We start from the raw sequence: 14730 nt of genomic DNA, 5'->3' as shown, positions 1-14730 counted from the left end.
AGTACAACTATTATGTACTTCAAAACATTTTTATTATTTCTATAAAAAGTGATTAAAGATTGATATTATTCCTTCAGATTATTTCTCTATAAATTCCAATACAGCATCTGTAATATACTTTAACTGCTCTTCGTCTAGCTCCGTATGCATAGGAAGTGAAATCACTTGCTCTAAAAGAAGATCTGTATTTACAAAATCTGCATCATTACTTTCCTGATAATATGCCTTTTGCTTTCTTAAGGCCACAGGATAATAAATCATAGCAGGAATTTCTTTTTCTGTGAGGAATTGTTGCAAAGCATTCCGTTTTCCATTCAAAATTCTTAAAGTATATTGATGAAATACATGAGTTGAATTTTTTGCTCTTGTAGGAGTTAAAATATGAGGATTATTTTCAAATGCTTCATCATAATAATCAGCTGCTTTCCTTCTTGTTTCATTATAAGAATCTAAATGAGGGAGTTTTTTTCTCAAAACGGCAGCCTGAATACTATCCAATCTAGAATTCACTCCTACTTCATCGTGATAATATCTCTCATACATTCCATGATTTACAATTCCTCTCAAACGATGAGCTAAATAGTCATTATTCGTAAAAATAGCTCCTCCGTCTCCATAACATCCTAAATTTTTGGAAGGAAAAAATGAAGTTGTCCCTACAGTAGCCATCGTTCCGGCTTTTCTCGTCGTACCATCGGAAAAAATATAATCTGAGCCTATTGCCTGAGCATTATCTTCAATGACATATAAACTATACTCTTCTGCAATTGTAAGAATTTCCTCCATATTCGCACATTGTCCAAATAAATGCACCGGAATAATTGCTTTGGTACGTGGAGTAATTGCTTTTCTAATTTCTTCTATGGAAATGGTAAATGTATCATAATCTACATCCACTAATACAGACTTTAATTTTAGTAAGTGAATAACCTCTACTGTTGCCGCAAAAGTAAAATCTGCCGTAATTATCTCATCTCCTTCTTTAAGATCCAGAGCCATTAATGCTATTTGTAAAGCATCTGTTCCATTCGCACAAGGAATGACATGTTTTACATCCAAATAGGATTCTAATTCATTCTGGAAAGACTTTACCTCAGGACCATTAATAAATGCTGCCGAATCCATCACGTTTAAAACTGCGTTATCTACTTCATTCTTTATTTTATAATACTGACTTTGTAAGTCAACCATTTGAATTTTTTTCATAAACCAATATTTCTGTAAAAATAAGGATTTTAAAATCCTATCAAAAATTTTATTGATTTTGTTTTATCTTTATATAAAATGATTATCATGAAAAAAATCCTATTTTTTTGTTTTTCTGCTATATACTCAATGAGTTCAGCACAAACCGAACTCGTTTTTGTATTCTTTAAAGATAAACCCAATAAAGCCGCATTTTATGCAAATCCTTTATCGGAACTATCTCAAAAATCTTTAAATAGACGAACTACACTGGGAATTCCCCTCAATGATCAAGACGCTCCTATTGAACCCTCCTATATTCAGAATATTCAAAATTTAGGTTTTATCGTTACTGATTATTCTAAATGGCTAAATGGCGTTGCAGTAAATGCTACTTCAGCACAAATCACTACTCTACAGTCTCAATCTTATGTTTCATCGGTAGAAAGTTTCGTAAAAAACAATAGTGGAACAGTAAAACCCGCCCCCATCAACAAGTGGGACTCATTCGATACTATATTGAACAAAAATTTGACCACGTTTGATTATGGTTCGGGTTCGGCACAAATTGACCAAATCAATCTTAGACCATTGCATCTTGCCGGCTATACAGGAACAGGTATCAGCATTGCTGTTATTGATACAGGCTTTCCCACTGTGGATACTGGATCTGCCTTTGCTAGATTATGGACTAATAATCAAATAAAAGATGGTTATGATTTTGTCACTAAAAATGCTAACGTTTATAATCCTTCATTAAACAATCATGGTTCTATTGTTTTAGGAGCTATTGGTGGATATATTACCAATACTTTTGTAGGAACTGCTCCTGATGCCGATTTTTATCTTTACCGAAGCGAAAATGCAGCTATAGAAATTCCGGAAGAAGAATTATATTGGATTGAAGCGGCTGAAGAGGCAGATCGAAAAGGCGTTGATATTATAACAACTTCTTTAGGATATTCAATTTTTGATGATTCACGTTACGATTACACATATGCAGATATGAACGGAAATACCTCCTTTATTGCAAGAGGTTCGGAAATTGCTTCCAATAAGGGTATTTTTGTTTTAAATGCGGCTGGAAATTCCGGAATGCAAACTTGGCACTATATTACTACTCCTGCAGATAACATCAAAGTATTCAGTGTAGGAGCGGTTGATTCTTCCGGCAATCCCTCAAGTTTCACCTCTTATGGACCCAATTCAGCAGGCATGATAAAACCTGATGGAAGTACTCGAGGCACCTCAGCTGCAACTGTTTATGATAATTCTTTAAGCACTGCATCAGGAACCTCTATTGCGACCCCTATTGCCGCAGGAGGAGTAGCTTGTCTAATTCAAGCTTTCCCTACTATGAATAGAGAATTAATAGCAACTAAATTAAGACAAACAGCATCGCTATTCCCTAGCTACAATGATCGAATGGGATATGGTATACTAAATTTTGGAAATTTTTATACAAATACTTTAAATACTTCTGAAAATACAAAGAAAGAAAAACTCACTATTTTTCCAAATCCAGCGAAGAATATGATATACATTGCTTCTGATTTTGAAATAGTTTCTCTAGAGGTGTATGATCATCTTGGAAGACTCATTAGACAATTATCTAGTCAACTATTTATCAATATTGAGGATTTAACAAAGGGAACTTATTACTTAAAGATTCAAGGCCAATACAAAAGCTATTATGAAAAATTTATAAAAATATAAAAGTGATGTTTTATTAGATATATTTTAATAATCTCACTTTAAAAATATTAATGTAAATCTCCCAGACTACATCTTTTCTTATTTAAAAAAATAATAACTAAAAAAAACATATCTAAGAAAAAAACAACCATCATTATCTATATTTCATAATAATTACTCCTTAAGTGATCAAATATTTTTCCAAAGCACTAATTTAACAGGAATAATTGCACTATAAAAAATAAAAAAATTAATTATTTACAATAAAATTAATCATTTCCCAGAATAAAATCTGGGATTTTTAATTTATTCCACTGACTTAAAGTGCTTTCAAATTACAATGATAAAAATCACCGAAAAAATTCACACAAGTTTGAAAAAAAGGATTAATTTTGCACCAATAAATAAGTATTTAAAGGCATTACAGAGCTTAAATTAAAAATAAAATTAACAAAATTAAGCATGAAATCTCATTAAAATTAAAGTTAGTAATATATACAAAACCCACATTTTTATATTAAATCAGAATTCGTAATTAAATTAAAAAAAATGAAAATTTACAAAATTTTATCCCTATCTCTTATGGCATTAACTTTTTCATCTTGTGCAAACAATGAAGATGAAAATTTTCAAGCTCCAACTTCTGAAAATATTCAGAGTAGATCTGAAAATACATTACAATATGCAAGTACAAATGAGAAAACACTTATCGTAGGACCTCAAAGAGCAGGTTGTGTAGGCGTAGTACCTATGCAGTGCCTTCAAGTAAAAGAAACTCCAAATGCTAATTGGACTAACTTCTATAGCAATATTCAAGGTTTCAATTATGTTCCAGGATATGAGTATGTATTGAGAGTAAAAGTTCAACATATTGCTAATCCTCCTGCAGATGGTTCTTCTATAGCATATACTCTTGTAAAAGTTGTTTCTAAAGTAAAGAAATAATGACATAAAGAGGCTGTCTAAAAAGCGAATATGTGGGTTTTGAACTCCTGATAAGAGTTTTTTCAGAGAAATAGAAAGTCGTCGATATACAAAACTATTCTCAACGTTTTTTAGACAGCCTTATTTTTAGTGATAATCTAAGCAGAATTTCTACTAGCATTAATGTTTCCAAACAAGGAACGGGTAACTAACTTACCATAGGACTCTCTACTTCCCTCTCCTTTTTGGATTTTCATTAAAGCATATTGTTGTATACTTAATAACGGTAAAACAATTCTCTCACGGATTTTCACCGATTTTCTTGAAAGAGGATCTTCTTCTTGAAGCATTTTAAATCCTGTAAGTTCCAACATAATGTCTTTTGATAATGTATACTCGTCAAAAAGAACATTCCAAAATGCTCCAAATTTCGGATTATTTTTAATATAATATGTTAATGGAAAATACGTTTTATTCATACTCATCATTGAATTTAAAACTAAAGTTTTAAAGAAATCTGAGCCTTTATATAGCTCTTTCACGTTTTCAAACCGACCTTGTTTTTTCATTTCATTCATCGCATATCCAAACCCAAAAAATCCGGGAACATTTTGTTTTAGTTGTGACCATGAACCTACAAATGGAATAGCCCTCAAGTCTTCAAATTTCAACTCGTTTCCATTTCCTCTTTTAGAAGGTCTACTTCCAATATTAGTTTTCCCATAATATTCTAGCGTACTCATTTCCTGAAGATAAGGAACAAACATTGGATGAGCTTTTAAATCCGAATACTTATTATAACTGATCTCTGCCAGCTCTATAATAAGCTCTCTTTCTTTTTCAGTAAGGTCTTTTTTGGAATTCTTAAATACATCATTTTCAATACCTGCGGTAAGTAACTGCTCAAAATTATATTTTGCTTGTTCTTTATTTCCAAAAATACTGGTAATGGTTTGGCCTTGGATAGTCAATTCAATTTTATTATTAGCAATGGTTTTTCCCTGCGATGCATAAAAATCGTGAGTCTTCCCTCCTCCTCTTGCCGGTGGCCCTCCTCTCCCATCAAAGAACACAACTTTAATACCGTTTTCTTCAGAAAGTCTAGTAAGTACTTCTTTAGCGTTATAGATTCCCCAATTTGCTTTCAAATATCCTCCATCCTTTGTTCCATCCGAAAAACCTAACATGATTGTCTGTTGGTTTCCTCTTCTTTTGAGGTGTTCTTTATATATCGGATTCTGATAGAGTTCCTGCATTACGTTTTCAGCATTTGCGAGCCCTTCCATAGTTTCAAAAAGGGGTACAATATCCATATGTATATCTTCTTCCTTATATCTACAAATTTTAAAAAAAGCATACACATTCATTACATCTTTTACAGCATCAGAGTTAGAAATAATATATCGATTCATTCCTCGAAGCCCATTTTGCTGTTGGATATCTGTGACTTGGGAAACAGTAAGTAAGGTATCTTTCACAATATCTTCAAAATCATCAATATTAATCTTTTTAGAAGTCTTAATTAATGTATTAAATTTTTCATCATCATTAGCCTCTATATCTCCAAATACATTCGTAAACACCTCATCAATTACCTTTTGGTGGATACGGCTATCTTGGCGAATATCTAAAGTGGCAAAATGAGTCCCAAAAATCCGAACTCTATCTTTGAAATCTTTCAAAAGATCCACAAATAAAGCATTATGTTCTGTAATCAGAATTTTTTCAGCTTCATCTATTCTTTTAACAATATCTTCTGTTGTAATTTTCTCATTTCTGAAAATAGATAAGTACAACTCATTACTCAAAGTCCCTAAAACTTCAGAAACTCCTCTGAAGCTTAATCTCCTTCTTACTGATTTCAAATTATTATAATACGCTTTTAAAATAGCCGATCTTAATTCTTCGGCCACTCTTTTTGTAACATCCGCTGTTACAAAGGGATTACCATCTCTATCTCCTCCGGGCCAAAAACCTAATTGAATAATATCTTCATGCAAATGAAAATGATCGTTCCCAAAAATAGATTTTATCTTGGTAAAAAGTTCCCCAATGGTATCATAATAAACATATCTTAAATAATAAATAATACTTAATGCCTCATCAACCGGTGTAGGCTTCTCTTTATTAACAAAAGGAGTTTTCCCCAGCTGTTGCAATAACATATCTATATTTGTTATTGAATCCGTAGTAATTGCATTTCTTAAATCATGAATAATTCTTTGTACAGAATTAGGATAAAATTGTGTAGGGTGTGCAGTAAAAACTATTTTAACCGTGAAATCTTTTAATTTCTCACGAACTTTTTCAAGCTTATGATCTTGTAACGAACGTTCATAAAGATTGACAATTGTTCCATTATCACTTTCGGAATGTAAACTAGGAAATGCTGCATCTTCAATACTATCAAACAAAACAACTTGCCTTTCAATATATTGTATTATTTTAAAAAGCAATTCAAGCTTCTGATCTTCAGTCTTTAAGTCGGTATGATTTTTAAAAAACTCTTCGACAATTTCCTCAGGTGTTTTTCCGGCTTCATATCCTATTTTGCTTTCTTCACAAAGAAAAGGAAGTAACATTCCTATATTTGTCATTTTATCATAAGGCAGGCTCATAAATAATGAATTGTAGATTTGATATTTATTTTCTACAATCTGCCTGAATTTTTCTGCGCGTTGGTCATGTATCATATAACAAATGTAATAGATTTTGGGATTAATTCAGAGGTATTTATTTCAAAAAATACAAATTAATAAGGAGTACTATAGAGGATCATTATGTAAATTTGTTATTAACTAATCTTTTGGATACAATATGAAAATTCTCTTTGTAATAATTGTTCTAATATCCGGTTCACTCTACTCACAGATCTCTTCCTCTGTTTCTACGGATTTCAAAAAAATTCCAGATATTTTAGATACCACAGATTATTTATACCCTTTCATCGTCCCAGATAAAAAGTTTGAATATTGGTCGGTACTCAGTAATGAAACTGATCCTGAAAAAATGGCAATCTATGAAAGTCAAATGCCGGAATACATGACCCTTAATGATCCGGCTCCAGAAAAAGGTTTTTTTCAAAGATGCCTAGGAACCAGCTGTTTTTCATATATTCTTGCCTGTGAAAATAACCACACCACTTATTTTTCCAGTGAAAAACAATTGCGAGATTTTATTGGATTTGTTGATAATCTCCCTGAAGCTATTTTAATTGCTAAAACGTACGGCTTCACCGTAGATACCACCCATACGCTGAGTGCATCCTATAAGATTGAAGATCATTTTATTTCTCTGTATGTTGCAAAGATTAAAAACTGTCCCACCTCTAAGGAATCATTTTTAATTAAGATTAATCGAAAAACTGGAAAATTAGAGACAAAAAGCAAGGGTATCTTTTTTAAAAGTGATGAATGTGTTTTATAGTTTTTAACAAATAAAACACAAACAATCAAATTTATTATTTATTTCAATAATCACAAAATAAAATAATCTATTTTTTTTGTATTTTAGTTAAATAATTACCATTAAACTACTGAGAAATTAATATACTCCGAAATAAAATCATTTTCTCAAAGTAATTATTTATAAAAACTAACATCAATATGGAAACAAGCTGCTTAAACTGCAACCAAACTATTACCGAAAATTTCTGTAGCCATTGTGGGCAAAAAAAATTTAAACGAATTGATAAAAAATATGTTTGGGATGAAATACAATATACATTCCTTCATACTAACAAAGGTTTTCTTTATTCAGTAAAAAATATTATTATAAACCCCGGAAAAACAGCAAAAAATTTCATTGATGGAAACCGAGTAAATCATTATAAACCACTTCTTCTTTCTTTTATATTAAGTGGTATCTCCGCATTTATTTCTTTTAAATTTCTTGGGTTTGCAGAAGTAATGAAAAAATTCTACGAAAACCAGGCAGGAAGCTCTCAAGCGATGAACGATATAATGACGATGATCAATAGCTATAATTCTATATTTATGCTTTTGCTTATTCCTGTGTTTGCATTACTTTCAAAATTAGTATTTATGAAATGGGGACAGAATTACTATGAACACATTGTAATGAATTCTTATATCTTATCATACTATACTTTATTCAATATTATTCTCATTTATCCTATACTTTATTTCATGAAACATGATGTGGGACTTTTTTCTACATTTTCAGGAGTATCCATGATCTTTACCTTCTTTATCGTTATATGGTTTTATAAAGAGTTTTATAATACACGTTCTCTGAAAACAATCATTTTAAGAGTATTGGCCATTTTTGGATTATTAGTTATAGTCTATTTTATTTTTATTATGGCTGTACTTTTAGGGGTTCTTTTATATACCACGCTGAAGGGTCCTGAAGCAATGGAATACTTTAGGCCCATCCAGCTTAAGAAATAGCCATATTTACATAAAAATAATATTATAATTTTAAAATTTCCTTAACTTATTTTCTTCATTTCATTCCGTACATTTGGATTACAATAAATAAAAACACATGTTAAATTTTGAATTTAAAAATCCTACAAAAATACTTTTTGGGAAAGGTGAAATTAATAAAATTGCCAAAGAAATTCCTAATGATGCGAAAGTTTTGATGATTTATGGAGGCGGAAGTATCAAGAATAATGGTATTTATGACCAAGTAAAACAAACATTATCAAATCATGAACTTTATGAGTTTGGAGGTGTACCTGCAAATCCGGAATATGAAGTTTTAGTGGATGCACTCCGTTTTATTAAAGAAAAAAATATCACATTTCTATTAGCTGTAGGTGGCGGTTCCGTAATTGATGGTACAAAATTCCTTTCTGCAGCTGCTAATTACAAAGGTGAGCCATGGGAAATTTTAAAAAAATCTGTTCGAACTCCTGAAGGAGAAGGGATGCCATTTGGATGTATTCTCACATTACCCGCAACCGGCTCCGAAATGAATTCCGGATATGTGATCTCTAGAAGAGAGACTAATGAAAAACTTTCATCAGGAGGTCCCGGGCTTTTTCCCCAATTTTCAGTTCTTGACCCTGAAGTTGTGCGATCAATTCCTAAAAACCAAGTTGCAAATGGAATTACAGATGCTTATACTCATGTATTAGAACAATATATGACAAGCCCGTCTTCTGCAGACCTGCAGGAAAGAATCGCAGAGAGTATTTTGATCAGTCTGCAAGAAACCGCTCCTAAAGTAATGTCTGAAAATTTTAATTATGATGCAGCCGGAAACTTTATGTGGTGCTGTACCATGGCTCTTAACGGGCTTATTCAGAAAGGAGTAGTTACAGATTGGGCTGTTCACGCTATGGGACATGAATTGACAGCATATTATGGTATAGACCACGCAAGAACACTCGCCATTATTGCTCCTTCTCATTATCGCTACAACATGGAAGATAAAAAAGGAAAATTAGCTCAGTATGCAGAAAGAGTATGGGGTATTAAAGAAGGAACTATTGAAGAAAAAGCAGAAATAGGAATCAAAAAAATGGAAGAATTTTTCCATAGTTTACATATCCAAACCAAATTATCTGATTATGTAGAAGATTATATTAATACTGCAGAAAGAATAGAAAAAACATTTACAGAAAGAAATTGGCTGGGCTTAGGAGAGCATCAAAAAATAACTCCTAGAGATGTTTACAAAATTGTAGAAATGAGTTATTGATATTGATCAAATAAAAAATAAAAATGGTATTTTAAGATGTAATGATAAAGTGATTATCTTACTATATAAAGTCATTTAATTTTTAAATTCTTAAAATACCATTTCCATTATCTATTATTTTCCATTCCTATTCTTTTATGAATTCTTTTTTTATATAAAAAGCGTAAAAGTATTGATTCTGTTATAAAAATTTCAAATTTATTTATATTTTAGCATATTCTTAAATTTGTGAAAATGAAAAAACAACTACTTTTATTTGCCTTTTCAATACTAAGCCTTATTTCTTGTGAAGATGACAACGTACAGGGATATGAAATGGATATGCTAAAAGGAGAATGGAAAACGAGTATGAGAGAAATCGTTTCCGGAAAAGACAATAAAACAGTACTTAAAAGTGTCACTCCTACCGGATGTAGTACAAAGGATATTACCGAATTCAGAACGGATTACTATACAGCATATACTTCTTATGATGGCGATGGCCTTGATTGTCATATAAATGGTAAAATAGAAGGTAAATTTACATATGATACTGAGACCAAGGAAATGACAGTTAATTATGCAGACAATACTTCTCTTAAATACAAAGTAATTATTCTCTCCAGCTCAGAATTAAAGTTAATGGAACTTTTTGATGTTGTTGACTTTAATGGTGATGGAGTAAACGATTCTACTTATATTACTTATAAAAGATAAAAACACCCTAACTCTCGATTATATCGAGAGTTTTTTAATGATGAAAAAATTGAATTAACTTAAAATTATGAAAGTTATGAAGAACATTTTTTCAGTATTTTTTTTGTTAACAATTACTTTTTTCTTTTCACAAGAAAAAAAACCTGCGTTTTGGGATGAAATTCAAAACTTCAAGAAAATTGACCAGCAAAATCCCCCTCCTAAGAATTCTATTCTTTTGATTGGAAGTTCATCCTTTACCAAATGGACCGATGTTTCACAGTATTTTCCAGGCAAAACAATTATCAATAGAGGTTTTGGAGGCTCCAGACTTACTGATCTTAATTATTACGCAAAGGACCTTTTAGAGCCTTATCAACCCAAACAAATCATCATTTATTGTGGAGAGAACGATTTTGCCGATACTCCTCTGCTAAACTATAAAGAACTCGTAAACAGATATAAAATATTTTATAAAAAAATCCGTGAACGATTTCCTTCTATAGAAATTGATTATATTTCAATAAAATATTCTCCAAGTAGAAAAGAGCTTTGGCCTCAAATGAAAATGGCTAACAAAAAGATCTTACAGTTTATGAAAAAAGAAAAAAATGCAGAATTTATAGACATTACTCCCATCATGCAAGATCAGAATGGAAATGTAAGAACAGATCTTTTTTTGGAAGATAGGCTTCATTTAACACCAGAAGGCTATCAATTATGGACCTTAGTAATGAAACCTTATATGAAGTAGGATCTCATAAGTGATCCTATTTTCCACCAAAACTGTATTATTACCTTACATAAGGTAATAATATCATTGACCTCCCTTGCATTAAAATAAACAAAGATCGTTTTAAACCATATTTTTATTTAAATTTTGATATTTTGAATTGTTATCATTTATAGATTCAATAATAACTATTTATCTGTTTTTACTATTCTTTATTTTCTAATGTAATACCAATAATTTTTTAATGTAGATCATTATAAATTTTCAGGAGATCAACTATATTATCAATGTTTAGCTTATCATATACCCTTTTCTTATATGTTCCTACGGTAGGAGCTTCAAGATTCAAAAGATTAGCTATTTCAAGATTTCCATTCCCTTTTGCTAGTAATTCGAACACTTCAAATTCTCTTGCAGATAGAATACGTCTTGGATCACTATTAATAGGATCTTTTATCATTTGCTTTAGAACTTGAGGGGAATAATAATATCCATGATCAAATATAGAGTTTATTGCATTTACGAGTGTTGATTCATCACTTAACTTATTTAGAAATCCATTTGCTCCTTCATTGATATATTGTGTTGCAATATTCTCATTATATGTAGAGAAAAGGAGAATTAAAATATCCTTTTGAATAATTCTTATTTCCTTGATCATTTCCCTAAATTTACTTCCAGGCATATCAATATCCAATAATATAAGATCAAAAGGGTCGGATTTTAATTTACTCTTCACTTGAGGGTAATTTAATGCAAAGTCCGTATGACAGCCTTCAAAATTTTTTTTTAACATCAACGAAACTCCCAGCCTTACCACTTCATGGTCATCAGCTATTAGTATTCTTTTTTCCATCTTTTATATTTTTTATATATTTTTTGTATTGTTTAAAACCACTTTTACTACAGTTCCCGTTGGGAAATTTTCATTAAAGCTAATGGTAGCATTAATTTTCCTCACCAACTGAATTACCATATGTAAACCTAATCCATAATTTTTAAATTCCCACTCCTCATTAGTAACTTTTTTTAATAAATCTGAGTAATAATCTCTCTGCTCTTTTGTCATTCCACTCCCTCCATCTTTTATTTCAATTTCAATACCATCATTACCCAATTCTGCGGAAACCACGATATGACTTTCTATGGTATGCTTTACTGCATTATCAATCAAATTATGTACTATTGCTCCAATTATATCCCTATTTATCCTTGTCGTTACATTTTGATTACTAACATTATCAATAATAGTTCCATTTTGTTTTGCGATACCTCGAAATAATAAAACTTTTTCTTCTATTACATCATACAACACATATTCCTCACCTTCAATAACATAGTCTTCTTTGTACAATTCAGTATAGGCTTTTAAGCCTGAAGTAAATTTATATAATTGTTCGGATGAATTATATATCCCATCAAAATACTCTTTCTGAATAGTTGGATCTTCTGTTTCACGAAGCTGTTGTGATAGAAAAGAAATAAACTTTATTGGGCTGGCGATATCATGACTGATTGATTGCACAAGCTTTTGTTGATATTCTGCTTCATTTTTCAATTTATCTTTTGTAATATCCAATGTTTTATTAGTTTCCTTCAATTCTTTATTTAAAAAATTGGTTCTTAGCCTTACAATCAAAATTAGAGTTCCTATACCAACTAACACAACAAACATTAAAAAAAAGTGGGTCTCATAAAATTGAGGTTCAATTGTCACAGCTATTTTTTTATACATAAAATTTCCTTTTTCAGAGGTTATATACCTCACCAATAAGTTATAATTACCCGGAGAAACCTTGGTTATAATAAATTTTCTATTGTTTTTAATACGTTCCCATTTATTGTTTTTACCATCATCAAGCTTAGCCTCTAGGTAAATATTTTCAATATCACTATAATAATAAGGAATATCTATATATACTTCAACCGTTTTATAATTACTACTAAAAGAAAGTTTATTTTGAAAATTTACAGGCACATCATCCATCTCTGCTCTTTCAATAAAAACTTGATCCGGTTGGGGAAAATGACATTTGATTTCTTCCGGTTTAAAGAAAACAAAACCATCCATGGAAGGAAATACAAACTCTCCATTTTCCAATATATTGGCATTTGGATTTGAACTTCCGTTAAATTCATTATTGGTAAGACCATCTTCTGTAGAGAACCTAAAATAATTGACGAAGCTCTCTTTCTTTTGAGCATAGTTCAGAAGCTTATTTTTGGAGACCTTAAATAACCCATTATTTGAAGAAATCCAGAGATTAGATTGACGATCTTCCAAAAAAGTATGTGCATCAGCTAGATATCCACCCCTATCATAAGGCATTTTAATTTCTTTATTATTTTTCAATAAATAGAATCCTTTTCCATAGGTTGTAAACCAAAAATTTCCATCTTTAGTTTTTAAAATTTCTTTGATCGCAATACCATTTACAATCTTTTTTATTATTTTATAAGTTTTTACAGAAATCAAATACAATCCATCATTGCATCCTACATAAAAAAAATCATCATTGATGTCCATTACTGTATTAACAACAGATGGAAAAAGCATTTTACCTTTATTCGTGTTAAAACTATCATCTTCGAAAAAATACAAATAAGTATGTTCACTTTTATCATTAAAAATGGTCAACATATTTTCCTTTCCTCTTTTGTATAGAGACTTTAAGCCTGTATTGGGAAATACAATAGAGTCCTTTTTTATATATCCTGACTTAATAAATCTTCTTTGGATCTTGTTCTCTGATTGATAAAGTAGGTTCTTGAAACGATCATACGCAATACTTCTATTATCATTGATCATAGTACGATAAGGAAATATAACGTGAGTAGTATCTTTAAAATATTCTATCCCTTCTTCAGTAATCACCGAGCTTTTACTAAAAGGTAATGCTGCATATACTACTTCATTAACAAAAGGTATTTTTTTTTGCGAAATATAGAATTTAGAGAGATTAATAATGTGTAACCCTTTTGTTAGAGTTCCAAAGTATAATTTATCGTAGGCTTCATCATAAAAAATGGTTGTCGCAAAGTCTTTTTCTACATTTTCATATTTCACTAAAAAAAAGAGTTTAGGTTTACCATTAATCAGTTTACTTTGGTAAATATTACCTTTATTAATAATAAATACCTGCTCTGATGTTTGGTACCAAAATATTTTTGATTGTGGATCATTATATAAAGTTGCATCGTTATCATAAGAAATCTTTCCCTTATATAAACGCATGGTCTTTCTCTTATTAGGATCAGTTATAAATACATAATCACCATGAGTAAACACACGTTTTAAGTCATTATAGTGAAAGTTTTCTAGGACAATCTCTTTCTTTGAGTCTTTTTGTTTTTCAAACTCAATCAAACTGTTATTAAAATAATAAATTCCTGAATTGGTTTTTAAATAATAAAATGCAACGTTGGGAAAATATTTATCGGCTGGATTACTTGTATAAAACCTGCTATAAATTTTATGATTTCTAGGAAGCAAACTAGCATCTACATTCTTAATTTTTATATCCTTAGAAGTTCTTTTGGATATTATCGTTGCATCCTGATAAGAATCCGCAGCCATCATTACAATACTATCCTTTTCTACACTTCCCCAAAAACCTCTTAATGGTAAATTATTTGATTTATACAATAAAAACTGTTTGCCATCATATCTTAAAACTCCAGAATTTGTATTAAACCAGATAAAGCCATACTTATCTTTAATGATATCTTTAACAGTACTTTGAGGGAGATCAGGCCCAGTATTATTACCATACCAAATAGAGCTATAGTTTTGAGACCAAACATATAAAGAAGAAAATAATGAAATAATATAGAATAGTTTCATT

At 30.5% G+C, this 14730-nt stretch carries 11 protein-coding genes; 7 read left to right on the top strand and 4 right to left on the bottom strand.

Annotated features, from left to right (window positions below; all coding sequences use genetic code 11):
- Positions 1–78 precede the first annotated feature (78 nt).
- Positions 79–1206 carry a DegT/DnrJ/EryC1/StrS family aminotransferase gene (locus CHRY9293_RS04025; RefSeq protein ID WP_162031706.1) on the bottom strand — a complete coding sequence of 376 codons (1128 nt, stop codon included), beginning with the start codon at positions 1204–1206 and terminating at the stop codon, positions 79–81.
- Between the two features lie 87 nt (positions 1207–1293).
- Between CHRY9293_RS04025 and CHRY9293_RS04020 the strand changes: the two genes are divergently transcribed.
- Complete coding sequence (locus CHRY9293_RS04020) at positions 1294–2901, top strand: S8/S53 family peptidase (RefSeq protein ID WP_162031705.1); 1608 nt, start codon at positions 1294–1296, stop codon at positions 2899–2901.
- A gap of 528 nt (positions 2902–3429) precedes the next feature.
- Positions 3430–3825 (top strand): DUF4377 domain-containing protein, encoded by a 396-nt coding sequence (locus tag CHRY9293_RS04015; RefSeq protein WP_228455466.1) that lies wholly within the window; start codon positions 3430–3432, stop codon positions 3823–3825.
- A 137-nt stretch (positions 3826–3962) separates the two neighbouring features.
- Here the strand turns inward: CHRY9293_RS04015 and CHRY9293_RS04010 are convergent, their stop codons facing one another.
- Complete coding sequence (locus CHRY9293_RS04010; protein WP_162031704.1) at positions 3963–6497, bottom strand: phosphoenolpyruvate carboxylase; 2535 nt, start codon at positions 6495–6497, stop codon at positions 3963–3965.
- Positions 6498–6621: 124 nt separating this feature from the next.
- Here CHRY9293_RS04010 and CHRY9293_RS04005 point away from each other — a divergent pair, with 124 nt between their 5' ends.
- The 5 genes from CHRY9293_RS04005 (at position 6622) to CHRY9293_RS03985 (ending at position 10906) form a co-directional block, all read left to right on the top strand.
- Positions 6622–7230, top strand: coding sequence for a hypothetical protein (locus CHRY9293_RS04005; protein WP_162031703.1), 609 nt, complete (start codon positions 6622–6624; stop codon positions 7228–7230).
- A 179-nt stretch (positions 7231–7409) separates the two neighbouring features.
- Positions 7410–8216 (top strand): DUF3667 domain-containing protein, encoded by an 807-nt coding sequence (locus tag CHRY9293_RS04000; RefSeq protein ID WP_162031702.1) that lies wholly within the window; start codon positions 7410–7412, stop codon positions 8214–8216.
- A gap of 97 nt (positions 8217–8313) precedes the next feature.
- Complete coding sequence (locus CHRY9293_RS03995) at positions 8314–9477, top strand: iron-containing alcohol dehydrogenase (protein ID WP_162031701.1); 1164 nt, start codon at positions 8314–8316, stop codon at positions 9475–9477.
- Between the two features lie 234 nt (positions 9478–9711).
- Positions 9712–10173, top strand: coding sequence for a lipocalin-like domain-containing protein (locus CHRY9293_RS03990; RefSeq protein WP_162031700.1), 462 nt, complete (start codon positions 9712–9714; stop codon positions 10171–10173).
- 76 nt (positions 10174–10249) lie between these two features.
- Positions 10250–10906, top strand: a complete 657-nt coding sequence (locus CHRY9293_RS03985) for a GDSL-type esterase/lipase family protein (protein ID WP_228455465.1) — start codon at positions 10250–10252, stop codon at positions 10904–10906.
- Between the two features lie 220 nt (positions 10907–11126).
- Here the strand turns inward: CHRY9293_RS03985 and CHRY9293_RS03980 are convergent, their stop codons facing one another.
- Together CHRY9293_RS03980 and CHRY9293_RS03975 are read right to left on the bottom strand one after the other, a co-directional pair.
- Positions 11127–11741 carry a response regulator transcription factor gene (locus CHRY9293_RS03980; protein WP_162031698.1) on the bottom strand — a complete coding sequence of 205 codons (615 nt, stop codon included), beginning with the start codon at positions 11739–11741 and terminating at the stop codon, positions 11127–11129.
- Positions 11742–11753: 12 nt separating this feature from the next.
- On the bottom strand, positions 11754–14729 hold the full coding sequence (locus CHRY9293_RS03975) for a sensor histidine kinase (RefSeq protein WP_162031697.1): 2976 nt from the start codon (positions 14727–14729) through the stop codon (positions 11754–11756).
- Between the last annotated feature and the right edge of the window lies 1 nt (position 14730).

Origin of the sequence: Chryseobacterium potabilaquae (assembly GCF_902728265.1) — a bacterium.
Classification (GTDB): domain Bacteria; phylum Bacteroidota; class Bacteroidia; order Flavobacteriales; family Weeksellaceae; genus Chryseobacterium; species Chryseobacterium potabilaquae.
The sequence above is the reverse complement of the archived record's forward strand: the minus strand, read 5'-3'. Positions and strand labels throughout refer to the sequence as shown.